We start from the raw sequence: 26,676 nt of genomic DNA, 5'->3' as shown, positions 1-26,676 counted from the left end.
AAAGTCTGGAGAGGGGGTGTTCTTAACATGGTGGCAAGCTCCGTTGAGTGAACGGAACTTAATTAAAACAAAGTGTCGGATAAAAAACCAGCACTTTGTCAATAATCTGACATGCTGCGGCATGTATTGCAGTTCTACGTCCGGGAAGACACGATTAAAGCTGCCAGTGCGGAAATTGTAAATCAGCACCATCAGCTTCCTTTCAGTCAGGTACACGGTTCGGGACAATTGTCGTCTTCTGATGCGCAGCGTTTCAGAATCAGGGCAGACAGCCTCCTTGCTGCCTATTATCCCCGCTATTATGGTTATTACGAAAAGGCGATTGGGATATATACGCACGTATCAGATCAATATTCGGTGTACAGCACCAAAGCGATTTCCTGTAATCCAAGAGAGGCCTTATATGTCCTTGACGGGATTCTGGAAAATAACACGATTCTAAAAATCCGTGAGCATACTACAGACACTCACGGTTATACCGAAATCATTTTCGCGCTGTGTTATCTACTTGGCTATTACTTTATGCCGCGGATAAAAGATTTGAAAGATCAACAACTCTATCGGGTTGACCGTACGGTTAATTATGGTGTTTTCACACCATTACTGAATAAAACGGCAGATCTGGACATTATTGAGGAACAATGGGATGCGATGATTCACGTATCGCAATCTCTCAAAAAACGTACAGCGCCGGCCCATGTCATCGTAGAGCGGCTCACCAACAGTTTTCCATCTGATCGTCTTTCTAAGGCATTCACCAATCTGGGACGACTGATTAAGACGGAATATATTCTGCGTTATCTGACTGATCAGGATTTACGTCGTACCGTTCAGCTTCAGCTCAATAAAGTCGAATACCGACATAAGTTGCCTCGATGGATTTTTTTTGCAAACCAGGGCGAATTCACGACTGGTGATTACAAAGAGATCATGAATAAGGCCAGCGCCCTGAGTCTGGTATCCAATGCAATCCTGTACTGGAACACATCAAGAATAAGCAACATTGTTAAAGGGTTACGTGAAAATGGTGAAGTTATAGATGATGATGTATTAGCCCATATATCTTTACTACCCTATAAACACGTATTACCCCATGGCACTTATTTTGTTGATGGGGAACCTTACGGTACAGAACCTACCGACAGGGCAAAACCGTAAGTTTCTGTTCAAATGTCCCCGCTGGTCCATATACTAAAACAAACCAAGATGAGTTAAGTCGCCGTCTGGCGAACTCTGCTGGTGATCATGCAGGAATTGAAGTAATGGGTTGGTATACATTTCTACTTCGCCATTTTGCCAAACCTTTTCTACCATTTAAATTTCCGAGTAAACGCGTTCTTGGGTTCAACTTTGATGGCAGGCCAAATATGATGGCTAGAGGAGTTAACCGGTTTTTAGATTCAAGCGGAGCAGCATATGCATGTGAGCTTGGTCGTCTTGCTCACGAACTTATTTCAGAAAGTGGAGGAGTGTTAATACATCGATTGGAATGTCTATACGATGAAATTTTGATCGACGAAGTGCAAGATCTCAGCAGTCATGATTGGGAGATAATCGATGTGTGTCTTCGCTCATCGGTTGATATTCGAATGGTTGGCGATATTCGCCAATCTGTACTCTCAACTAATCCACGGAGCTCAAAAAATAAAAAATACGCTTATGCGGAAGTAATAACCTGGTTTCGTGAACGCGAAGGAAAAGGACTAATAAATATTACAGAGAGTGCCACAACATGGCGTTGCCATCCCAGTATTGCTGCATTTTCTGACACTATTTTTGATAAAAGCTGGCTGTTTCCTGCAACTGACTCCAGGAATGAGATAGTCACAGGTCATGATGGTGTATTCCTTGTACCAAAAAGGCACGTTGTAGATTATGTTGCCAAATATCAGCCTCAGTGTTTGCGGAGTACGGCCAGTTCAGGCAAAGAGTTTCATCTTAACTTCATGAATTTTAAAATTTCCAAGGGTTCAACACATGAGAGGGTACTCATCGTACCTACTGCTGGGATTCTCAAGTTTATTCAAACTGGAGCTCCTCTGGAGCCAGGACCCGCAGCAAGTTTTTATGTCGCAGTCACAAGGGCAAAACAAAGTGTAGCCCTTGTAGTCGATAGCCCTGGCAGCTCATTACTTCCATATTGGAAACCATAAACTTATATATTGATACAGCCAGTGGCATGACGCTAGATTTTGACAGCGTAAATGTGGCAAGGGCTGGAGCGCGATCTTACACAGTTACGCACGAATCCTTACGCCTAGCCTCTCTGGGATACTGAAAGGTAAACACCATGTCATCAGCGTACCTCACCATCTCTGCACGCCCGTGAATATGTGAATGGCTGATTTCATCAAACCATTCATCTATCACATGATGCAGGTAGATATTAGCGAGCACAGGCGACAGGATTGAACCTTGCGGGCATCCCCGATCATTGCTGGAGACCGCTTTACCCATCATAACGGGTGCCGTTATGAGTACTTCAATCAATCTGAGGAAGCGGCGATCTGATATCTTCTTCCGAAGCAATTCCATCAACTCACTATGTGGTATCGTGTTGAAATACTTTCGGATATCGATTTCCACTACGGCACCATTCCAGTTACTGTAGGTTTGTTGCTGTAGCGCCTTTAATGCCGCATGACAATTTAACCCCGACCGAAAACCGTAGGAGCAGGGCATAAACAGCGGTTCATAAATCCGGCTGAGGATATCACTGACCGCAAGCTGGACAAGTTTATCCTCTGTGCACGAAATCGCTAAAGGCCGTTTACTGCCGTCCTCTTTCGGGATTTCGGTGATCCGGGCAGCTTTCGGGTGATACGTTCCTCTGCGTATTCGCAGGATGAGGTTTTGAATATTCTCATCAAGGTGTTCACCATAAGCGGCTTTTGTCATGCGATCAATACCCACGGCTTTACTCCCGTCCAGCCGCAGGAATTGCCCTTTCAGCATGTCACTGTTCAACAAGTGCCCTAAATTATTGAATACCTGTTGCTTGTTACTTGCTGATTTCTCGCCTATACGCTCAAGTTTTGTTAACCATGATGGTCCGTCTTTGCTGTGTACGGTCATTGTTGCCCTCTCACGTTCGATCTCTTCGCTCCACGGTCATTACTCGCTTCAACGCTACTATGACTGACTCCGACTTCCTGATACCCGTTTCTCCGGCCTTGTGTTTTGGCACTTGTGCCCGAAATACTCATTCCATTGAGAAATATCAGGATCTCCTGGGTTCCACACTGTTCTCTACAAACTCGCCGACGTCTGCGGCTCCGGTGTGTGCTGCTAAATGGATATTCGCCAGTCTGACCATTCAGCCGCTGTTGCCTGCGGGTCTTCCAACACCATCGGCACACACAACTAGAGGGATTTCGGAGCTATCACGTTCATCATTTGATTTCGGCTCGAATGTTTCGCTGTCTACGCTTCGTCTCCTTTGTTGCCGCCGGATACGCAAGACTCGCTACGCAGCTGTCTGGCTAACCTTCTACGGCGGATCTTTCACCCGCAAGATCAGTGCAGCTTTGCCCAGCGCACTGGAAGAACCCCCAGATCTGTAAACTTTGCGGGAAAACCCTGATCAGTCATCCCGCCAAAAATGCTGTTTCAGGTGAGACTCCAATATCCTCGCCATCGCTTCCACATCAATTTTCCCGTTATTTCTCTTAAAGTTGTATCGTCCCGTGAACAATGTGTGTGTCTAGGCAATCGGTGAAATCCGCGTAAACTCATCAATAATTTCTTGAGAAACATCATTGACTAACATCTTTTGGTAGACCGCATTCAGGATCATACTGTTGTAGGCAATGATGCAATTGGCAACCAATCTGGCCGCATGGGCACTGACCCGGTTTTCAACGATTTTTTTACCCTTGAAGATACCGTTGTAGGTTTTTCGGATGTTACTTTGGAGCTGATGATAGGCTTCCGTACGGTTTCTGGCACTTCGGATCGCTTTTCTCAGTGCCATATCATCAATCAGATTGAGGACATGTGTGCTCTTGAAGATGGCATTATATTCAAACAACGCCGCTTTTAATCTGGCGTAACGGGCATGAGAGTTGAGTTTGCGGATGATATTGCCCTGGGTGTTTTCCTGCATGATAAGCGAAAGCAATACACGCAGAACTCCTCGTCGCTGAGAGCGGATACGTTCGACATTAATCACCCCTTTGGGTTTGAGGATACCGGTATCATAATCCAGGGGTTTAGCTGAATAAAGATCGTCAGCTGCGTGACGCACATTCTTGATGCTGGGAACATAATCCACATCAATGGAATCCAGCGTGACAAAATTCAGCTTGTTCAATGAGTGGTTATCTCCTGTCACCATATGGATATCAATATCCGTTTTATTGTTGTAAATCATGTCGTACAGCGAATGGCCTTCATACTCGTTCAGGCCGATATTTTTCGCATTAACCGCCACGTAATTGGCGAGCAGTGTGTAAAGCGAGATGCCCCGGCCTTTACCCAGATGCCTTCTGGAATAACGCGATTGTATCGTACTGTCTGTGGTCGCGAACTTTTGCCCGTCTGCATCAGCCAATATTTTGTCATCCATGAGGTTCCATTGTTTGAAGATCGCCAGTGAATGAATATGATTACTGACTATTTCATTGGCAGCACAAAGCGTATCAACCCGAATAAAATCCTCCCGTATTGCGCGAAGCTGGTTGAGTTCCAAATCTGACATATCGGCCATTTTCAAGGCGCCAAACCCAAAGGCTTCCGACAGCAAACAAGCATTAATTGCCAGCGGTAACGGTTTTTTTCGCTTGGTATAACGGTCTTTCATGTGAGTAAATCCACGCCACATGTCAGTCAGCTCACCGATGAACATGGCAATGTTAGCAATTTCGATTTTGGGCAAGTTTTTGAAAAAAACATCGTCCAGCTTTTCAACGCTGTCATAGCGCAGGCTCCAGTGTTGTTGCCCGGTTTTTGTTTCACGAACGTTAAAGCCAGGGTTGTTATTTTCACGAATATTGTGAGTCGTCCTCTCCCAGGCCTCATCCAGCTCCTGTAGCGCGTCATCAAGACGCTGGTCACAGTAAACAGGGAGACTGGAATAACCAAATTCCTCAGCGATCTTCTCAACGTTATCGACTAGCGCATCGTCAACCAGATCGGTATCAATATCACAGTACGAGACACTGTCATTGCAATACAGACGGCCCCGTTCAATCTCATGGAGAACCTTTAGATAGATAAAAAATTCAAATAAATACGGATCAATTCGGGTGTCCGAGGATTTTCGCTTCAGGTAGGCATTCATACCTTTAGGAATGGTGAATCCCAGCTCATCGCAGATTTTTAAGGCCGATGGACTTTTACCGCTGGCATAATGTGTTTTCAACACATGAATCAGTTCGCCGATATAGCTGTTTTTCTTGTAATATTCCAGTCTTACTCTGGTAAATACCGGACGCAGATACAGCAAGAGCAGGCGGGATGACTTACTATAGTATTCCCATAACGCCGCTTTCTTATCAAAAGATTTGCCTTCCAAAAATTCTGCCATGACTGAAAATTGTGCTTTGGGCAACATACTGAAAGCCACTTCATTCAGTTCGGCTTGGCTCATGTTCGGATCCCGCTCTGGAAACCATTTCAGAAACTTTGCCAGTCCGGGAAAGTCCGTGACTACTCTGGAACTGTGCTCCATGTGTGCTATCGACGCATAAATTTTACCCGCATCCATGATCGCCCGCGTGTGATAACAAAAACTCACAATCAGATTATCCATGATCTGTTGATAGCGGTGATAGACGAAGCACAACGCTTGTAGCCATTGTTGTGTTTTGCTCAGTCTCCGCAACCGGGAGGCAGCATATTGTTCGGCCATTTCCGCATAGTAACGAATGGCATTTTTTGATAACTCCAGAGACGGCAGAAAGTCCCTGGCAAACTGATAAAGATCTTCAATACGTAATGCCTTATCTACTTCCATTCTGACGGCGGTGTACTGAAAATCCTTTTGATCGGCACGGATAATATTGAGTGTGGTGATACCGTCATCCCGCTGCACCAAAGCAACAAGTTGATCAATGATTGCTGTGGGCAGCGAGGAAACCGCAACATTCAGGCGATTTTCCTCCGCAATAAATGCGTGGCTGAACATATCCTGTAATATTCGGTAGGACGGAATCATCAACTTTTGATGCCCAAAGTACGCCAGCAGTTGACGAAACGCATTGTGCCTTTTGGGATAGTAACGCAACAAATAGGCGAGATGAGATTCTATTTCAGCCGTATATTGAGAAGACCAGTTTCGGTAACCAAAGAGCGAGAGTATTGCCTGTCGCTGACTGCGCATATATTTGCGGGAGAGTGTGCCTTTGAACAGGGCCGCATCAGTATCGCTATAATAAGTGGCCACAATATACTGAACATCGTGGCTGACCTCATCAAGTGACAGGTTGAAAAACTGTTGTTTAGCCTTGAAATAGCCCAGTTGCAGGATGAAATGGATGCGGGTCTGGGTATTACGGAACTGTTCGAGAGCAGCCCGTTCTGCCGGACTTAAGGAAAAATACAGGTTTTGTTCGTGATCATTGAATTCGGGACGGGCATAAAGTTCTTCGATTTCTGTACTGGATAATAAGTGAATACGCTTGATATTTTCCATTGTGAGTCCCGGATTCAGTGAGGCCAAATAGTCAAATCATCCCGCGTCCGCCCAGATGATTTGCGGGCACCATTCGTTTGTGCAGTACACCAAATACAACCGGTTGCCGTTCATGGATTATGTAATAAATAACATGACTGACATGAGGAAAACTCAATACTTCCGCTCCCACGTCCGGCCTGCCTCTCCCCAGAGCAGGGGTAACAGCCAGCAAACGAAAGGTTTGTTGAAGTTCTGACAGGTATTTTTCCGATTGCATCTTACCCCATTGCTGTACAGTAAAACGGCGGATTTCAATAAGATCGGCCTGTGCATCAGGCGTTAAGCGGTAGTTTGGTATGTCCATTATGGTTAATGATCCCTGGGAACGTCGATGATGCCCTCAGCAATACCCTGAGCCAGCATTTCCATCAGTTTGGCGAATCGGAAAAATCCGGTGTATTGCTGGCAGATATCATCCAGTTGGGCAGTTGATGTACTGTCTGTCACCTGTTTGAATATACCCATATAGTCGTAACACGTTTTCAGTAATTGCATATCGCCGGTCTCGGTAAGAGGAAAACGGGTAGCATAGTCGTGTATACGCTTCACCCGCTGTAATTGTTCTGCACTCAACCCGGCGACAGACATTTTTTTCTCCTTAATATGTGCAGTTCTAATCGTACAGACCTGATCTCAGTTCATTAAAAAAAGCTTCACCATCGGCGGTGTTACCGGATTCAATATCAACGCTGGCCTGTGCCGCTCTTGACTGTAATAATTTTAACCGGAGTGTTTCAATACATTCGTACTCATCCATTGAGATAACAACCGCAACGGGTTTTCCGTTTTTATTTATTTGGATTGGGGCACGTTGTGCTTTGAGTAGCATGTCGCCAAACTGAGTTTTGGCTTCATTGGCAGAAAGAGCATCCATAATAATCTCCTCATTGAATAATGGTATGATTCAAACAATATAAACGAATCGAACGACTTGATCAAATTTAAGGCTATCAAAAAGTAACCAATATGATTGATTATTGCTGATATAAGTAAAACTATTACAATCACGTACTCTGAATATCTTCCTTTTTCCAGCGCTTCTTTATAACAGCTTAGGTTTTTGAGGCTGTTACCAAATAATTAACAATTTCATTTCCCAATAGTGGCGTTATTTTGCGCATTACTAAATTATACAAGAGTGATGGGTTTTGCTGAATGGCAAGTGAAACTAAATGGTGCTTATCAGGCTCTATTTGCCAAAACTGCCAATTATTGGGGTCATCATATCGAGAGGCAGAAAATGTAATGTCAATAGCATCAACGCAAGGAAAGGAAAACCAGAATTCGTCAAGAGGGATATAAAGCCCTTTACCGCAGGCTTTAACATAAGCCTCCTTGAGAGTCCACAAACTAAAGAAACGTCTTTTCTGCTGTTCTGGTGATAATGCTTTTAATTGTTGATACTCTGATTCAGCGAAAAAACGTTCTGCAATGTCGAAGGTACAGTTGTCTCGATCCAGATATTCCACATCAATCCCTACTTCATTTGATTTTGTTACAGCTATGACAATCATTTTATCAGTATGAGAAATATTGAATTGCAAAGGAAAACGCATTTGGCTTGGTGAAACGTAAGGTTTTTTATTGGTATTAGTCACGAACTTTAATTCCATGGGTAACACATCTTGCAGGTATTTACAAAGTACATGACGTACTAGGGTTCGGGTGACAAGGTATTGATGTTTATTCTTTTCAAAATAGAACTTTTTGTACTGCTCAAGTTCGTCGAGAGTGAGAAATTGTTTATAATGTAATAAAGCAAATTCAGCATCAATTTCCTCATCACAGGCATACCAAATATGTATTTCATTGTCTGCTATATTCATATAGTCAATATTATTTATGGTTCTAAGATTCGTAAACGCAACGTAAATCTTTGCGTGTAATTCTGGTTTCAGTCGGATAACCGTAGGCATTATTAATAAATTGCACACCACCCAATTGCACCTGCCAGTTAACATGACTATGGCCGTAAATATGGATTTGAGGATTTAGAATATTTAACTGCTCATTCAGCTTGTAACTCCCCAATACCGGATAAAGATACCGAATACTTTCAGGTATAAAGTCAGGCATGATATCTATCCTTGGCAAAAAGTGAGAAAAGCTGATGACCAGATCGTTAACCGTTGATAAGCGTTCAATATTCATGGAAAGGAAATAATCAGCTATGTCAGTAACAAGGTAATTATCTGGCCATTTACAACAAAAAAAATCCCCCCATGAGGCTTTTAGCTGCATACAAGGCTTACCAAACGAAAAATCATACCAACTAAAAAGTGGTACTATGGTGAGATTCTCCACTTGGTAAACATCCGTACCAACGCCAAAATCTGAACATACGTCAATAACTTTATGAAATTTTTCGATAGACGTATTTATCTGATCCCTTATCACCCAACAATCGTGATTTCCAGGCACAAAAAGAACTTTGTTGAATCGTGACGCCAAGATTTGAAAGCTTTTCCCTAATAGATTTAAGTTATCCGTAATGTCTCCAGCTAAAATGAGTATATCATCTTTAAAATCGGAATTAGACAATCCCTTTAACCATTTCAGGTTGATTTCGTGGTCCACATGAAGATCAGATACTGCAAATACTCTCATAAATACACTTTCCATAGTCTACTAAGTTGAGCAATTAGAAATCATCCAATTATTCGCCTGTGATTTTGCCTATTGTCAGGCTCGGCTAATAGTGAAATGAATTTAGATTTGCTATGTCATTAACTCTTTTTTGGGCAATTACGTTTGCTGCATACTAAGTACAACTTACCTAAGACATTCTACTTCCGACATGCTTATTCTCTTTGTTCTCAATTATACCGCCACAATAACCACTTAATGAAATAATTTTTATGTGATGCAATATAGATTTTGAACATAAATGAGTCGGTTTTGGCAAATTGATGGCCGCATTCAATAAGTTACTACTTTTACAACAAACGCCTATTTTGGATCGCAGAAATTAGCGTACTTTGCTACCTAACTAGTCTGTATTTAATACCGATTTATATAATATCGACTAACTGTTCAATGCTGAGCTGCTCTCTTGAGTCTTGTCTTTTAGGTACCTCAACCCCCTGCGAAAGGAGATATTTTTCAGCCATCTTCTTAATACGCTCTTCATCAATCTGATAAATTGTAGCTTCACTATCTGGGTCAATTATCCCTCTACTTTGGGATTCTTTAAGTCCAATCGTATCAATAAGTTCCGGATCAGAGCCAAATTTGGTGGCGACATAAAAAGTAAAAACCTCATTCTCCTGGCCATCTCTGTCAACACGCCCAATACACTGTTCATGAATTTTAGGTGACCAATCGAACTCACCCATAATGACGGTAGAACACCGATATTGTAAGCCATCAGTACCTGCGTCTGAACGCAAACTCATGATCAGAATATTTGATTTTCCTTCAAGAAAGGCGTTTTTGTTTTTTTCCTTTTGAGACTGGGTCTGTCTGCCTGTAAAAAACAAAGGATTCAGATCAGCCAGCTCTTTTTCCCAAATTCTATAGACTTCATGGTGATAACCAAAAAGAATTATTGGCGTGCCGGATTCTACAAACATTCGGGCAAACCCAGCCACCTGTGTGGCTTTCGCAATGCCGGTCATTTCACGCATTTTAAGATCAAATTCTCGGGCTGCTTGTCCTAATTCAGTAAAATCAGCAGTTAACGTTTTAACAGCAAGCTGTTGAGCAAGAACCACCGTGTCTGATACAGCTTTAGCATTAGGTTCTACCCATTCAATATGTGGTGCAGTTTGTTTTGCTTCCTGCCCTACATCAGACTTTTTACGCCTTAATACCATTAAAGATTCTTGCAAATAGGCGCCTAATGCATCGGGATCTTTAACAACCCCCTTACTTTTGAACGAATCCTTACACCACTCTCTCAAGAATTCTTCACGAGTACCCAATAATCCAGGCCGTAAAATACTCACAATATTCCAGGCTTCGATGCCATAATTGTATATGAGAGTTGCCGTTAGCCCGACCCTCAGTGGTACTTTTAAACATATGGACTGGGCAGCCTTACCTTTTGCTGAGTCCACTCCGGTTCTAAGTTGCTGAACTTCGTCAAAGGCAATCGCCTTGATCCAGCCTTGTGTGAGTACATCAATCCATGGCGACAATTGAGTATATTTGAATATATAAATATCAGCGGAGGGTAACGGATAAGGCGTATTACTTTTTATTTTGTGAACACGAAACTGAATAAAGCTTTGAGCTTTTTCTGCCCACTGGTTCTGTAAATGGGGCTCAACCACGATAACCAAAGGTAAAGCATTAGGCAAAAGCGCAATACCCAATCCTTCATATGTTTTTCCAAGGCCAATGTCATCAATAAGTAATAGGTTTTTAACTTGGGCAATTAAGTCTAATGCTCTTAGCTGATAAGACCTAAGAGACTGATTTTCCCTAAGACCATTCCTACTTGACGGCAGGGCAAGAGCATGAATGTTTATTTCTTGCTCAACACCTGAAAACCTGCAATTAATACCTTGTCCAAATCCTCACTGCTCATATTGGCCATATTCGTTTTTCGTCTGATACTGGCTTTTATGCTGGTTTCTGCACGCAACATATTCAGTGAGAGGTGTCGCATACCCGCTAATATCTCGGCACCGTTACCGCGACGAATGGCGCACGCATCTTCATTCATGGAAACATCGAGCACCCAATGAACGCAGTTTTCAATTCCCCAATGACCTCGCACTACCGCCTTAAAGCGGTCTGCCTCAAGCGCTGCTGAGCTGATGTAATAATGGTAGTCCAATGATTCTTTTTTTCCCTTTTTATCAAGGCGATATCGCATTGCTACGCCAAGGCTTTTTAAACCTTTCCATTCCGGAAATTGCGCGGCAAGTTCTCCTGCCGGTAGAACATGGTACTCACGTAACTCAATTCGTCCATGCCCTTGTTCTATACTGACATTTTCTGGCTGACTGACCGCAGTCACTTGTGCTGACAGCGCTTGTTTCACTGCGCGATGTAATGTTGCCTGATTCTCTTTTACGGACAACAGATAATCACCGCCCTGAGCAATAATTTTTTTGGCAATTTTAGTCTGGCATCCCATTGCATCGAGGGTGACCAAACAACCTTTGATGTCCAGTAAATCAATTAATTTAGGGATGGCAGTGATTTCATTAGACTTGTTTTCGGTTTTTAACTGCCCCATGATAACGCCATTGGCCGTAGCAAATGCGCTCACCATATGGATAGGCGATAATCGCTGATGCCAATTCCCGGTACTCCGTAAGGCTTTGCCATCAATCGCGATGATTTCCCCGTCGGTGCGTTCACTGACCGCCTGAGTCCAGCGAATAAAGCAGCGTTGAAACTGAGCAGGATCAAGGCGGGAAATGATACGTGCTATTGTGTCATGTACGGGTAAGCCGGTTTGAAAAAATCCCTTTTCCTGAAGCCAATTGCAGCGCATATTTCCGAAGTCTTCGATATCTTCCCAACCTTCAGCTCCCGTCAGGACGGCACACATTGTCAAAAAAAGTACATCAAACAGGGGATAGCTGATTTTGGCAGACTGGCGAGGATCGTTAATATCACCGAAATACTGAGAAAAGGCATCAAGTTCCATTAGAGGGTTCCCGAAAAAAGGAGTATAAGATCACAACTTAATTCATGGGTCAAATGGATTAATCTTGATTAAATAACGTTCGTGATCTCACCCTGTACTTGACGGTATATAATCAGGTTGCAAAATCGCTTCTGCACGCGCTTGTTCCTGATAAAAACTGTCAGAACGCTCCTTGAGATAGCTTAGATGCTTCTCAGAAATAACCAGAGGATATCTGGAACAAAACCAAACTAAATCAGCAGCAACATCTATTTGATCATTCAGATAAAAAGATCCCGAACGAGAGACCGGAATTTTGGGAAATAGTTGTTTTAGGCGAAGCGCAACGTGGGGAATAAGCTTCCTTATTACCCATTTTTCCTTTTCGAATTTAAGTATGCCGTAAGTCTTGCGCTGCATAGCTATAACTGACCTATGCCAAGTTGATAAATTCGAACAGGCTTACCATTTATTTTTGCCTATATACGCGCATTTTGTTCCAATGTTTGCGAGCTTTAACCTCTAACACTATTCCAGATCTGGGAAAGAAAAAATCGACAGTTCCATTTTCAAATGCATATTCTTTTTCAAACACAACACCTGTTTTTATAAATAGAGATTCCATCTGACTTTGACAAACTTTTTCATCCGCGTAATCGAACTTTCCTCTTCTGAGTAGTTCAACCACTGCATCAATAGCTTCTAATTTCTTCATATAGTACAAATTTCATGTTAAAGTTATTTTTTATAAGCAACATTATTAATACATTTTAAACTTCAAAAATAATATCAACGCCTCATAAAAAGAGTTTCTGCCCTTACTTGAACAGGAATCTCTAGATAGGCACTATCTCATCAAGATCAAAGTAGCCATTATAGCCCTTCATGTAAATAGCTGCCCGGTGTCCAAATAAGACAACTGCTTCTGTTCGAGTTTCCAGATTATTGTAATTCATTGTCGTGGATTTCACTTTGGTGCCAACAGGGTTTTTGTAGTTCCACGCTTTGACTTTTTCCAAAGCACTTAGTGGTTTACTCGTATCACGTGATACAGAGTTGCCTGGCTGCGCCAATTGAGGTGTAGCTTCAACTTTTTTTGCTTGCGGCGTAGTTATAATTTTATCGACAAGTTTAGTCAGTACTTCACTAAATCCTATTTCCACAAACTCCATCGGATTCCCTATACTTACTAAAAACTCAACGGATTCAAACCACTTAACAGCATTAGAAATCTGCCCGGATAAAGTGTCTGTGATCTGTTCCTGAACATAAGGCTGTGCTGTCATATTTGAAATGACTGGAATAGTTAACTCGTTGAATTGGAATTGTTGCAAAAAGGAATGAAATTCATTTTTTGCTGATTCCATAAATCGGGAATGGAATGCACCACTGGCATTGAGTGGATAAAAATGCATATCTGTTTTTCTGAACAACATCTCTGACGCATCAATTTCTTGCTTTAACCCTGAAATGACAAATTGAGAATGGGTATTATAATTAGCAATATCTATGTTCATCAAGTTATTAGAATGAAGAATATCTTCAATTTGCTGTTTGGTACCATCAACAATAGCAGCCATGCTTCCATTGCTGGCCTTACTCATTAATTCTCCACGCTTTTGCACTATTCTCAGACCATCTTCAAAGTCAAAACAGTTAGCGGCTAAAAGTGCATTAAACTCACCCAAACTATGCCCGATAACATAGTCGGGTTTAGTGCCTGTTTCCTTGATTTTTTTCAAATAAGAAAAAGCATTGATTACATATAGCGCTGGCTGAGTGAATTGTGTTTGATTCAGTTCTCTGAGAGGATCATTAAGACACAGCTCTTTAATCGAATAACCAAGAATATCATCGGCTTTTTTCGTTAACTTACCGAATTCATCAAATAAGCTTCCACCCATTCCTTTTTTCTGAGAACCTTGCCCTGGAAACATAAATGTAATCATGTTAATTATTCTCCTTTCAATGTGAAAACAATTTGTATTATTAATACCTAACCTTCAAACATACTATACCCAAGAAACTTCAAGATGCAGTTTTTAGCACCTGAAAATGGTCGTTAATTCTAGACATCAGCGAGTCCGCTATATCAGGTAGCGTTGTGGTGAAAAATTTGAAGACTTTGTCTCGAAATTCATGTTTATCCGCGAAATAACGGTTATTTCGAACCTGTTCATTCATGACCTTCCATAATCGTTCTATCGGGTTTAAATTTGGGCTATAGGGAGGAAGGTAATGTAACTCAATATTGCTAACATAAGCCCACTCCTTCACAAGATGAGCTTTGTTGTAACCCGCTCCATCCACAATAAGGTGAATTTTTTGATGATAGTCAGGATAAGACTTTCTTATTTCATTGAAAAAACAGCAAATGTTGTAGTCATTGAGGGTTTGATATTCCTGGAACACCGTACGACCAATGGCATTCAGGTTGAAGGCACCCAATAGATTCAGGCGAGTTCGGCTTCCTGTTGTCTTGACGGTTTTTTTCTCCCAGCCATAACTGAGTTTGGTGCCTTGAGTCGGGTGAACAGCATCAAGAAAAAGGATGGGTTCGTCTTTCGCTGTGACTTTAAGATTTTCATAATACTCAATAAATTGTCGCTGTTTTTCTGCGTCGAATTTATGAGGGACGCCACACGGTTTTTTATAAGAAAAACCCTGACGGTGTAGCCATTTATTCATGCCGGGAATGCTAAAGGTAATATTCCAGAGCTGAGCAACATAGGCCACGATTTCATGGGTGTGATGGAAAAGATGTTGAGATAAGTGGTTGATTAAAAAATCAGTTTGTTCCCGGGAAAGTAAACTATCAGACCCCCCATTATCAGATTTAAGTTTACCTTGATTAAGGTAATCACTGATATGGCGGTCAACCGTGGTCTGATGGAGTCGCAATGCCTGGGCTATCATCACAGAACTCCACCCTTCAGAAGCCAGAAGGATAGCTTTTATTCTGTCTCGTACCTGACCATCACGAGTGGTGTCGTGAAGACGTTCAAGTTTGATTTTTTGTTCTGATGTAATAAATATTTTCATAGCAAGGATAATGATCTCCATTTCGGATAAAATCAAGCATCTTCAATGATTACGGGTATATACCCGCTTAACTTGAAGATGCAGGATTCATAACCTGGAAGTTGTCATTAATACGGCACGACAGGTTCCCGGCCAGTTCCGGTAATATTTCCGTAAAAAAGCGATGTATTGCCTGCTTGAACAAGGTCGTCGAGGCGAAATAACGGTTATTCCTGACTTGTTCATTCATCACCTTCCACAGCCTTTCTATCGGGTTCAGATTCGGGCTGTACGGCGGCAGGTAATGAAGCTCAATATTCATCACATAAGCCCAGTCTTTCACCAGCCTGCTTCGGTGGTAACCGGCTCCGTCAAGGATAATATGAACCTTCTGACTGACCGGATAGGTCTCACGGATGGCAATGAAAAACTCGGCGATGTGATAACTGTCGATACGGTCATACTCGCGTACGACCGTTTTACTAATATCAGCCAGATTAAGGACCCCCATCAGGTTCAGACGGGTACGGCTTCCCGTGGTTTTCACCGCGGTTTTCTGACCTTTACGCATCCACCCATAAGCCAGTTTCGTCCCCTGCGTGGGATGGACGCCATCAATGAACAGGATGGGCTCATGGTTTCCGGCTTCCTGCTTGAGTTTCCCGTAGGTTTCTATAAAGGCCCGCTGCTGTTCCGCGTTGAACTTGTGTGGCACGCCGGTCGGCTTTTTATCACTGAATCCCTTGTGGCGCAGCCATTTATTCATGCCGGGAACGGTGTAACGGATATCCCACGCTTCTTTGACAAGGCGGATAACCGCCTGTGTGGTAGGCAGAAGATTCGCGGTCAGATAGGCGATAAGTTCCTGAGTCTGTGTTTCGCTGAGATGGCTCTGAGAGCCGCCATTTTCGGGCTTGATTTTACGGTGATTAAGGTAATCGCTGATATGACGATTAACGGTCGTTTCATGCAGGCGCAGGGCCTGAGCGATCATGACAGAACTCCAGCCCTCAGAGGCCAGGAGGACCGCTTTGATGCGATCACTCTCTCTCTTATCACGGCAGGTGTGATGGAGGTGTTCAAGTTCGGCTTTTTGTTCATCGGTAATGAATATTTTCATGACGGATACCCTGAACCTCATTTGGGCGAAAATCAAGCAGTTTCAATGAGCACAGGTATAAATCAATTATATTTTCAACTCTACTCAACGCTGCGTGTTCAAATAATGACGAATGAACTATTAGAGCGACTGTAGCAACATCATATTTGCTCTTTCACCGATATCGGGCATACGACCGAAATTATCAGACACAATATCGCTCCACAATATCAATTTTTAGCACTATACCAGAAATATTAGCACAAGATAAAAGAATCAAATAGGTGAATATACCTACCATTTCGCTACAAATTGGCGCTCTTTTGCTATTGAATTAATAACCATTTGAACGTCAAATGAGTAGCACATTCTTTAGAGATGCTATCTACACTTCTGTATCAGCAGATCTTCACATTGTTCCAATCTTCATTTTGTATCAGTGCTTCTATTGCCTTGGAATAACTAATAAACATTTCTTCCACAAGACCGTCCGGGAACATACCTTTCGCCACATCCCATTGAAACTTTAGAGTATCTTCTACAACAACACTTGCGCAGTCAATATTGATGTTCGGCGTTTTACTCGTAAGATCGATATATTTAATATCATCCGAATCTGTGAACTCAGTGCCCTGCGACAGGTTAGTGAAAACAAAGGGAAACTCAGGCATCAGTGAATTTTTGCTTCTGGCTAAACGTCTTAGTCCCACAAGACCACTAACCCCCCTATGGTTTAAGTCTGTTTTAACGGCAGAATCTGTCTGTTTTATTTTATCAATCAAAGAACGATTATCTTCTGAAACTTCCAACCAGCTCATAGCCGTAAAATCACCAATAACCGCATTTATATCCTGATGGATAGGTAATCTATCCCAGCAAGGGATCACGATTGTAAAGTTTTTCGACGCTGACCATTGCTGCATGATTTCAGCGTACAGGCTTAAAAGCACCATCCCGGGTTCTACACCCAGTTCTCTGGCTTTGTTCTCTATTTTATGCCAGTTACTTACCCTAGACTTGTAGCTATGTCTTTCTGTTCCATTAGCCGTTTTTTTACTATTCAAAACGGGCAAGACAGGCCCACCTGGCATATTTAAAAATCGATTTTCCCAATATTGTTTGCTTAATTCATAAGACTCCGTTTTTTTGAAGTTCTCAAGAGTGAGGACATAATCTCGATATGACAGTTTAGGCTTTACTAACTTAAGTTCTGGATCTTTCAAACAAGACAGCAACTGGCGGAGTAAGTTAAAGATGCTATTGACATCAGCGATTATCATATCAATACAGAAATGAATTCTTGACTCTTGTTGGTTCAATTGGGTTACCTGCAAATCAAAGAAAGGCCACTTGCCGAGCTCGAACACGTTTCCCAGCATTTGGTTTTTCTTCTCTTTTAGAAACCTTTCTACCTCAGCCTCAGATTGCTCTGTTACATCCGTCACCGAGATGGTATAAGATGGAATCTGTTTATTGATACGTTGACTACCCGTTCCGCTAATTTCACACACCAGCATTGAATGAGTTTCCATCAAATGTCTTAAGGCCCGGTTCAACTCTTCGATATTAAGATTTTTGTAGGATATCTCTATATAGGTGGCGCAATTTTCCGGCGCTTTTGGGGAATATAACGAGCGGCCAAAGGCATAAGACTGTTGCAAATCTGTCAATGGGAATGGTTCAAAGTCATTGGATTCATCATGTACAAGATTCAGCTTGCCAAGTAATTCCTGATATCTATTTTGATTGATAACCCTGCCATCAGGAGCCTGTCTTTCAGTGTCTGTAAGAAGCTCCGTTTTGAAGGTTTCATTATCCAGTTTTTCACCGGCGACCAGCTTTCGCAACAACCGACAATATTGATCAAACTTGCTACTTACTGTCACGCTGTTAAATCTGGATTCGTCGATATCCCAATTTACCACCAATTTCCCCTTTTCTTCATTCAATTGATGGTCCAGATAAACCTGAGGGGTTTGAGTCAGGCGGTACAGGACTTTTCCTAATATAGGACTATCATTAGCAGCCGAATCGCTCTTTATTGAGCTAAGCGAAGAGGTAAACACGACTGGAAGAGAAAGCGATGAAGCCACTTTCCTTTTTTTCTTGAGGTTCCTTAATACACTAATACCGCTGGTGCTGTTATGATCCAGATCCGCCCAAAGAACACTTTGATTTGCTTTTACCTGAGTTTCGAATGAAGGTGCCTTTGAATTGCCAAAGGTAAATATATTGGTTGAGGTAAATGGGGCAATAACATCGTCAATTTGTGGATGTATAGGCTGTCGGTTGTGATAAGTCATTACCAAAGAATAGGGCGTTTCATTAGTCCAATAAAATAGAACCTCACAAAACACACTCAAGATCAACGTGGTCGTTGATACATTTAATGCCTCTGCTTTTTGTTGTAAGACAAAGAATTCTTCTTCTTCAAACACTGCAGTTAACCTTTTTCTGTCTGAAGCACTTTCTCTATTCTCTTCGGTTTTATTAACTGATGATATATCAGGACCTTGCGGCATATCATCAAGCTTACCCAGCCAATATTCCATATCTTTTTGATAACGTTGACTTTTTTCTGAGTTCTTAATGCCTAACACATAGTCTCTAAAGCTGATATCGGGTACAGTGGGCTGTGCGGATAAATCAATGTAAAGTGCCTGCCATTTATTGAGCAGATTATTGATGCTCTTACCATCTACAATGAATAAATCAATACTAAAATGAACGATAAAGCGGTCATCCGGGTGCACACTTACTTTGATCTCGAATAAAGGCCACAGACTTAAGTCATAAATTTTATGGGAAATACTCTTTCTAATTTTCTGAAATTTGGTTTCTCTTGCCGTCTCATTCAGAAGCCGCAATTCTATAGTTTTAAAAATGTATTCAGGAACTGTTTGCAAAATTCTTTGTTTACCATAGCCGTCCGTGATGCATCGCAGCATTTCCTGGCTATTGATTAATTTTTGCCATGCCTGATTGAGTAGATAAACATCCAGATTCGATACTTCAAATTCAAAATAGACCTGACTACCTGACTGGCTGCCATCAATATCAAACTTACGACCAATAAAATAGGATTCCTGAATATCATTCAATGGAAAAGGCGCAAACCTGCTGTTGAGATCTTTGATAATTAATGGTTTTGTCTCTACGTCCTTGTCTTCAGAGATGAGTTTTACCTCTTCAGTTGTGGTTGAAGCGAGGTCTCCTGCCCAATGCTTTATATTATTAGTTTGCGCAACGGATTCTAATATATTTTTAATACCATTAATTAACTCTTCTACAGATTTATGCTCATTTACCACGGAATTACTGAGTTCGATCTTGTATTGTTGTTCAATTTTGTATTTAAGCTGGATAGCCTGTATCGAGGTAAAACCAAAACTGACCAAAGATTTATTTGGCGTTAGCTCAGTAACCGGGACGTTGAGTAGTTCGCTGATATTACATTTGATCTGGTGAGCCAAACTGGTTTGATTAGACGAATCTGAATTTTTTACCTGCACACTGGAACGTAATTGATTTTGCGAAATATCCTTACAGTTAATACTATTTGGGATAGCCCAATATCTTTGTTTTTCAAAGGGGTATCCTGGTAGAGATACAATGTGATATCCATTTTTCTCATTAATGGCTTTTTCATCCAGTCCAGCGCCTTTGACCCATAAAAATGCCGTCCTTTCCAGACTTACTCGCTCGCTATCTAAGGCCGAAATTTCACGCCCAAGTTCCTTAGTAAACAAGCGGTTAAAGCCTGAAGGCGTTTCTTCTTCCACGTCTCCTGCAAAGAATAATGATGTAGCCTCAGTATCTTGCTGTTTAAAGGTGACAATGTAACCATTCAGAGATTCAATCAGTTCTTCACGGTTATTTGCTATTATGGCTAGCCTTGAATTCATGTGTTCTCTACCGACACTCAGAGTAAAGGCAATATCTGCAAGAGTGTGTCTGACGCCATTTTCCAGATAGTCTACAAACTGCTTTGCGTACACTTGGAGCTGTTTACTGTTTCTGGCAGAAAATACAAATAAGTGATTCATCTGAGGGCTAAGAACCGGGTGACTATAGTCGCAATTTTCATCGATATGCTCTTCAATGATTGCCAAGGCATTAGTGCCGCTGGTACCAAAAGTACTGATAATTCCGGTTTTAAGTATTCCTGTCGGAGTTTCCCAGTTTAGGTTTTCAGTATTGACGATGAAAGGCGTATCGGCAAATTGGATATTATCTCCACTGCTTTGGAAATGGTGCAAGCCCGGAATAGTTCGATTTTGGATAGACATAATCATAGAAACCAGACTCACCATACCCGATGCTGCAAAGGAGTGCCCCATTAAATGTTTTACAGAACTTATTGAACAATAAGATTTTTTATTGGTGTACTTAGCAAATGACATTGTCAGTGCCGCCACTTCGATAGCATCTCCCAGTTTGGTTCCTGAGCTATGAGACAGAACAAACTGAATGTTTTGTGGATCAACATGATACTTGTCGAACGTGGTCGTTAGCAGGTCGGCTTCTCTTAACAAGTTAGGAGCCATCATGCCGTTGCCTTTGCCATTATAATTTACACCACTTCCCTTTATACAAGCGTAAATGTGATCATTGTCTCGTTTGGCCTGAGAAAGTGGCTTAAGTAAGGCAGAAACAATGGCCTCGCCAACGACCATCCCATCAGCTCGTTTGTCAAAAATATGAGCCTTGCCAGAGGGAGATAAAAGACCAATAGAGCTCATTGCAACATGGGTCAGGGGTGTCATTAATAGCGATGCACCACCGACTAAAGCTAAATCACAATCTCCCTGACGAAGCGCCTGGCAAGCCTGATGTAACGCTACAAGACCGGAAGAGCATGCAGCAGCTATCGCAACGTTAGGTCCGCTTAGATCCAACAGATAAGCAATGCGAGCAGGTAAGGTTGCATTGTGGTTGCCATTCAGTGGTTTTTCAACTTCTGCATAGAAGCCATACTCACCTTCTTCTACACCAACAAAAACACCACAATTTTTACCTTTGATTCTGCTCCCCATATAACCTGCATCTTCCAGCGTATGCCAAGCTTCTTCAAGAAATAGACGTTGCCTTGGGTCAATACCTTCCGCTTCTCTGGGTGAAATTTCAAAGAAAAGAGAATCAAAACATTCAACATCTGAGATAAAAGTCCCCCATTTATTCGCAGCTTTGCGGGATTCCGTAAATCCCTTTGAACTTTCCTGCCAATCCCAACGTTCCGGGGGAATCTCTGAGATACTGCTCTGGGCGTTTTTGATTCTTTGCCAGAATTCATCCAATGTATTAGCCTTTGGAAAACGACCACTTAAGCCAATAATAGCAATCGCTTCAGGCGTTTCAGATACGGTGACTGGCGCCTGAGCCATAACGGGCTTGAAGGTTTTACAGCCTGTGGTTTGAGAAGATGACACTGTCTTTAAGGCAGCCTGAGAATTATTGCGTTTTTCATCTGGAATCTGGTTGTCATCTGATTGATAGTACTTAGAAATTTCTGCAACTCGTTCTTCAATTAAATAGTCAGCAAACTGATTAACAGTGGAATAACCATAAAATATCGCAGGAATGATATTGAAACCAAAATGCTTAGACAGTTTATTGGCAAAAGTGGTAAATACGACTGAGTTAAAACCATAGTTTGCAAACCTGGTATTTACATCAATTCGATGTAACGGAATTCGCAATAATTGATTGATATGATTTTTGATATCTTCTTGTACCAAGGACTTTAATTCAGGTAATTTAAGCGCTGAAGAGCTCTGGACAGGCGCATCAGTTAACGCATTGATATTATCTTTTGAACCAAGTTCTCGGATAGATTCACCATTCACCTGAAGGGCTATCATGCTTTCGGTTTTTTTACGATCGCCAAACAGTATCATTTGCTGAGTCAGTCCGGCAGAAAGCACCTGTTCAAAGAACGCCAGTCCCTGTACCGAGGTAATAGTCTGTTGCCCACCTGATGCAAAACTGTCCAGCAACTCATCGCTGGCGTATTTAATGCCGCCGTCAAGCCAGTATGTCCAGTTGATAACGCTGGCTTTACCCGCCAGTTGCGCATGTTTATTGCGATACGCGGCATAAGCCATCTGGAAACGATTTGCCGTCGCATAATCGCAGGAGCCATTGTCTCCCACTATCGCCGCTGCTGAAGAGAAATAATGCACATGTTTTAAGGGCTGCCCTGCCAGTAATTCGTCAAGCAACAGAGTACCGGAAATTTTGGCATCTATTACCTCATGGAAGCCTGACTCCGTCTGCTCAAAAATACTGACGCTGCCCGGAACACCCGCGGCATGTAACAGGCCATCTATCGCGCCTACCTTACGGCAGGCCACTGCCAGTCCCCCTGACATTGCTTCACGATCTGTTACATCGGCGCAGATATAATGTACTTTCACGCCGGAGGAGGCCAGCTGATTTAAGCGCTGTTCTCCCTCTTTATTCAGTGGAGAACGCCCACTCAGGATCAGATTTACTCCATAACCCGCCAGATGCGTTGCAAACAACCCGCCTAGTCCGCCCAAACCTCCGGTAATCAACCAGGTTTCTCCCGCGCTAAACAGTTTCTTACCCGGAGACTGTGGGGGTAGCGTCGTCTCTTGCACTCGTGACTGATAACGCTGTCCGTCACGATAAAGTACACTGCTAAAATCGCTGCTATAGCACAATTCCTCACATATACGCCTTAGCGGTTGTTTAACGTCAGGCTCTTCTTCATATACCTGAATCACACAAGCCAGTTGACTTTCTGGCAGAGCCTGTTTGAGAGAGCGTTCAAAACCTATCCAGGACTCCAGATAGCATTGATGCTCCGGGCTCTGATTAGCTAAACACTGACCGCTCAACAAAATACGCTGCGGCATTGTCCCGGAACGCACCAGAGCCTGGATCAATCTCATAATGAACTGATAATATTTGATGTACTCTTTTGACTCCAGTGGCCACAGGTAAGTCACTGCGGTTATGCAACCAAAGTCTGCTTTGATCTGTTCCAGACAAACCTGCCAGCCAGAAATGTCGCCTGGTACAATAAGGTAGTGATGATCACTGAGTTTTTGTTGGCGAGCCCCCGGTGCGACAAACACCAGTTGACTGTCGGGAACTATCTGTTCAAAGTGCTCCTGCAATATCTGTTGTTTTTGACTATCGGCCAAAAAGCACACCACCGTTTGGGGCTTAAAGCTCACCTTTGAATCGCTAAGGTTTTGCTCCAACCAGACTTCTTCAAAACTCATTAACTCCAGTGTTTGTTCAGAAGGCATATTGCTAACATCAAACTTCTCAGCTAATGATTTAACCGTATTATTCACCATTTCCAAAGCAGAAGTTCCCTCATGCTCTCCAGGCAGAGTCTGGTAAGTGATCTCTTCTGATAAATCTTCTCTGTCTTGTTCATGCAACAATAAAAAGCTGCCAAGGCTAGCCCCAGGCCCTACTTCAACATAAATTCTAGGTTGCTTTAATAATTCCTGTATACCTTCAGAAAAACGTACTGTTTCCAAGGTGTGTCTTAACCAAAACTTAGGATCGACAGCCTGAGAATGGCTGACCCAGGTACCCGTAATATTAGAAATATAAGGAATAGAAGGTGGCTTGAAGATGGCGCCATTAAGTAGCTTACTCAGCTCATCTATTAGAGGAGTCATCAGCTCGCAGTGTAGTGGATAAGGATTATCCACTCTCCGATATACCACCTCTTGAACACTGAGTGTCTCTTCCAGTTGTTCAATAGCCTCTATCCAACCTGAAACGACGCATAAATCAGGCGTATTTTTAATGGAAATGTAGGTTCCTGCAACCAAGAGTGGCCGCAACGCTGATGCCGACAAAGTAACAACTGTCATAGCACCTTCAGGCAAGGTTTGTATCAGCCTTGCTCTTTCAACTACCAGATTAAGCGCATCCTTTAAGCTAAAAACCCCAGCGACACAGGCCACCGTATACTCGCCCAGACTATCGCCCAGCAAGGCTTGGGGAGACAGCCCTTTATCGATAAGGTATTTTGCTAAAGCATATCCGACACAAAAAACCGCAGCATGACTGTATTGAACTTCCGCCAATAATCCTTTTTCGGAATCAGCTTCAGCATTGCCTCTAAGCATTTTTCTTAGATCTATTTTGGTATCCTGATTGTTACCTTTACCCTTGCTCCATTTGTCGGTAAATAAAGCCCTTTTCAAATCAAGGTTATTTTCTTGCTGAAGGATGTCAAAACACTCATCCATATGATCACGAAAAACTGTTTTTTCCTCATAAAGCTCTCTTCCCATATTGACGTAATGATCGCCAACACCAGGGAAGAGATATACCAATGACGGTTTATGGAACTTATTATCACTGGTAAGTTCGTTAGATTGGACTTGAAGATTATTCGCGTTTTTAATGTCAGAGACCCTATAAGCTTCTCGTTCAAATGGGTATCCTGGCAGAGATATCTTTGCCGGTCTGGCTTCTGTGTGTAGCTTATGCCAGTTTATGCTAGCACCCCGCACCCATAAGGCGGCTAAGCCTTCATAGGTTTCGTCAGCCTGTATTGCAACGTCCTCACCGCCTGCCGGTCTCTCCTCACCATGAACCTCGCCATATGCCCCGCTTGTCACACTTCCGCTGTCTAACCAGACATGCAGTGCATTCAGTAATTCCGCCCGGTTGTTTATCACCAAAGCAAGACGACAATCCATGGCTTCACGCCCCACCTGCAGACTGTACAATACTGAACTCAAAGATACCTCGCTATGACTGACCAGATATGCCTGTATCTGGTGAGCATGTGCCTGTAACCGTTCTTTGCTTTGGGCTGACAACACAAAGATACCCGGCTGGTCTGCAGTATCTGTACTCGCCTTCGTCTCGTAGCCTTCTACTACAAAGTGCGTATTGGTCCCGCTTATCCCGAATGAGTTGATGACACTCAAACGCTTACCTTGACTATTCAGCGGCCATGCCTTCAGCGCCGTATTCACGTACACCGGACTGTTCGCAAAGTCGATATGCTCATTTTCTGTCTCAAAATTAATCGACGGCGGTAACTGCTTATGGTTCAGGCACAGCAATACCTTAATCAACCCCATCATCCCTGCCGCTGCTGTCGTATGGCCAATGTTCGCCTTCACCGAGCCAATGGCACAAAAGCGCTTCTTATCCGTAAACTGACCAAATGACTCGCTCAGGGCATGGATCTCTATCGGATCACCCAGTTTCGTGGCGGTACCGTGAGCCTCAATATATTGAATGTCTTCAACCGCTATCCCATTACGCCGGTACACATCTGCCTGTAGCTGACTCTGGGATAAAAAGCTCGGTACCGTCAGTCCCGATGTCTGACCGTCCTGATTACTACCGCTGCCACGAATAACCCCGTAAATCCGGTCACCGTCTCTTTCAGCATCCGACAACCGTTTCAGGAGCACAACGCCAGCGCCGTCACCTAAAAGGATACCATCCGCTTTGTTATCAAAGGGTCTACATACTCCAGTCGGTGACATACCCGCACTGACCATTGACACGAATGATGAGGGGTGGGTATAAACCGTTATACCACCTGCCACAGCCATATCCACATCATAGTTTTTCAGCTTCTGACAGGCAATATCCATCGCCACCATCGATGAAGAACAGGCGGTATTCACCGTCAACGCAGGACCTCTCAGATCAAGATGATAAGAAATACGAGCCGCTAAAACGCCTGAATCGCACCCCAATAACCTGAATAAAGAAAAATCTTCGCGAGTTGGTGCAGTATCCATTCCAATATTGCCAATAAAGACCCCAACAGATACTCCCCGTAATGCTCCCGGATCACAACTGGCATCCTCAAAAGCATGGTAGATCTCTTCCAGCAAGATCCTTTGAGCCACATCCATCGCATCCGCTTCCATCGGCGATATGCGGAAAAACAGCGGGTCAAAGTATTCTATTCCCCACATAGCACCGTATCGTACCGGTAAAATGTTCGGATTATACCGTTCAAAAAAGTGTAACCAGTCCGGATCACTCACCTTCTGGATACAGTCCCGACCTGAAGCAATGACCTGCCAGAACTCATCCAGATTCTTGGCGCCAGCACAGCGGCTCGCCATGCCAGTAACCGCCACCGGCTCATTATGACGAGGAAAACTATCAGACTCCCGTTCAGGGCGTGACTCAGCCTCCTTACGTTGGCCATCTTCACTGTCTGCTGGTAACTGCTTGCTTATGTAAGCAGCCAGGGCATTAAAGGTATTAAATTCAAACACCATACTGCTCGGAAAATGCCGGTTAAAAGTTCGGTTAATCGCA

Annotated in this window: 15 protein-coding genes and 2 pseudogenes; 2 read left to right on the top strand and 15 right to left on the bottom strand. The window is 42.9% G+C overall.

The genetic code is table 11. The features are described 5' to 3' along the window. Window positions 1–108 precede the first annotated feature (108 nt). A pseudogene (locus ACGF5R_RS20165) lies at window positions 109–1,158 on the top strand (Tn3 family transposase); the annotation flags it as partial. A gap of 104 nt (window positions 1,159–1,262) precedes the next feature. Then, entirely contained in the window at window positions 1,263–2,153 is an 891-nt protein-coding gene (locus ACGF5R_RS20160; protein WP_387692415.1) for a UvrD-helicase domain-containing protein, read from the top strand. A 100-nt stretch (window positions 2,154–2,253) separates the two neighbouring features. Here ACGF5R_RS20160 and ACGF5R_RS20155 read toward each other — a convergent pair. The 15 genes and pseudogenes from ACGF5R_RS20155 to ACGF5R_RS20085 all read right to left on the bottom strand — a co-directional run. Beyond that, window positions 2,254–3,075: pseudogene (locus ACGF5R_RS20155) on the bottom strand (reverse transcriptase domain-containing protein); the annotation flags it as partial. A gap of 628 nt (window positions 3,076–3,703) precedes the next feature. Continuing rightward, entirely contained in the window at window positions 3,704–6,634 is a 2,931-nt protein-coding gene (locus ACGF5R_RS20150) for a Tn3 family transposase (protein WP_387692413.1), read from the bottom strand. 31 nt (window positions 6,635–6,665) lie between these two features. Then, the gene (locus ACGF5R_RS20145; RefSeq protein ID WP_387692411.1) at window positions 6,666–6,980 is read right to left on the bottom strand and encodes a type II toxin-antitoxin system RelE/ParE family toxin; all 315 of its coding nucleotides are present in this window, start codon (window positions 6,978–6,980) and stop codon (window positions 6,666–6,668) included. A gap of 5 nt (window positions 6,981–6,985) precedes the next feature. Then, complete coding sequence (locus ACGF5R_RS20140; RefSeq protein WP_387692409.1) at window positions 6,986–7,264, bottom strand: arylsulfatase regulator; 279 nt, start codon at window positions 7,262–7,264, stop codon at window positions 6,986–6,988. 25 nt (window positions 7,265–7,289) lie between these two features. Continuing rightward, window positions 7,290–7,550, bottom strand: a complete 261-nt coding sequence (locus tag ACGF5R_RS20135; RefSeq protein WP_387692408.1) for a type II toxin-antitoxin system Phd/YefM family antitoxin — start codon at window positions 7,548–7,550, stop codon at window positions 7,290–7,292. A gap of 178 nt (window positions 7,551–7,728) precedes the next feature. Then, complete coding sequence (locus ACGF5R_RS20130) at window positions 7,729–8,502, bottom strand: 4'-phosphopantetheinyl transferase family protein (protein WP_387692406.1); 774 nt, start codon at window positions 8,500–8,502, stop codon at window positions 7,729–7,731. Between the two features lie 22 nt (window positions 8,503–8,524). Continuing rightward, on the bottom strand, window positions 8,525–9,283 hold the full coding sequence (locus tag ACGF5R_RS20125) for a metallophosphoesterase (RefSeq protein WP_387692404.1): 759 nt from the start codon (window positions 9,281–9,283) through the stop codon (window positions 8,525–8,527). Window positions 9,284–9,687: 404 nt separating this feature from the next. Further along, window positions 9,688–11,055 carry an SNF2-related protein gene (locus ACGF5R_RS20120; RefSeq protein ID WP_387692419.1) on the bottom strand — a complete coding sequence of 456 codons (1,368 nt, stop codon included), beginning with the start codon at window positions 11,053–11,055 and terminating at the stop codon, window positions 9,688–9,690. 89 nt (window positions 11,056–11,144) lie between these two features. Further along, window positions 11,145–12,281 carry an ISAs1 family transposase gene (locus tag ACGF5R_RS20115; protein ID WP_387692402.1) on the bottom strand — a complete coding sequence of 379 codons (1,137 nt, stop codon included), beginning with the start codon at window positions 12,279–12,281 and terminating at the stop codon, window positions 11,145–11,147. 87 nt (window positions 12,282–12,368) lie between these two features. Next, window positions 12,369–12,680 carry a hypothetical protein gene (locus ACGF5R_RS20110; RefSeq protein WP_387692400.1) on the bottom strand — a complete coding sequence of 104 codons (312 nt, stop codon included), beginning with the start codon at window positions 12,678–12,680 and terminating at the stop codon, window positions 12,369–12,371. Window positions 12,681–12,729: 49 nt separating this feature from the next. Further along, the gene (locus tag ACGF5R_RS20105; RefSeq protein ID WP_387692398.1) at window positions 12,730–12,975 is read right to left on the bottom strand and encodes a hypothetical protein; all 246 of its coding nucleotides are present in this window, start codon (window positions 12,973–12,975) and stop codon (window positions 12,730–12,732) included. 121 nt (window positions 12,976–13,096) lie between these two features. Further along, on the bottom strand, window positions 13,097–14,209 hold the full coding sequence (fabD, locus tag ACGF5R_RS20100) for an ACP S-malonyltransferase (protein WP_387692396.1): 1,113 nt from the start codon (window positions 14,207–14,209) through the stop codon (window positions 13,097–13,099). A gap of 79 nt (window positions 14,210–14,288) precedes the next feature. After that, the gene (locus tag ACGF5R_RS20095; RefSeq protein ID WP_387692394.1) at window positions 14,289–15,302 is read right to left on the bottom strand and encodes an IS630 family transposase; all 1,014 of its coding nucleotides are present in this window, start codon (window positions 15,300–15,302) and stop codon (window positions 14,289–14,291) included. A gap of 67 nt (window positions 15,303–15,369) precedes the next feature. Beyond that, window positions 15,370–16,422 (bottom strand): IS630 family transposase, encoded by a 1,053-nt coding sequence (locus ACGF5R_RS20090; protein ID WP_387692417.1) that lies wholly within the window; start codon window positions 16,420–16,422, stop codon window positions 15,370–15,372. Between the two features lie 356 nt (window positions 16,423–16,778). Then, window positions 16,779–26,636, bottom strand: a complete 9,858-nt coding sequence (locus tag ACGF5R_RS20085) for an SDR family NAD(P)-dependent oxidoreductase (RefSeq protein ID WP_387692392.1) — start codon at window positions 26,634–26,636, stop codon at window positions 16,779–16,781. Window positions 26,637–26,676 lie beyond the last annotated feature (40 nt).

The sequence above is a fragment of the Photorhabdus sp. RM71S genome (genome assembly GCF_042879355.1).
GTDB classification, from domain to species: Bacteria; Pseudomonadota; Gammaproteobacteria; order Enterobacterales; family Enterobacteriaceae; genus Photorhabdus; species Photorhabdus kayaii.
Note: the sequence above shows the minus strand (reverse complement) of the source record. Positions and strands in the feature narration are given on the sequence as shown.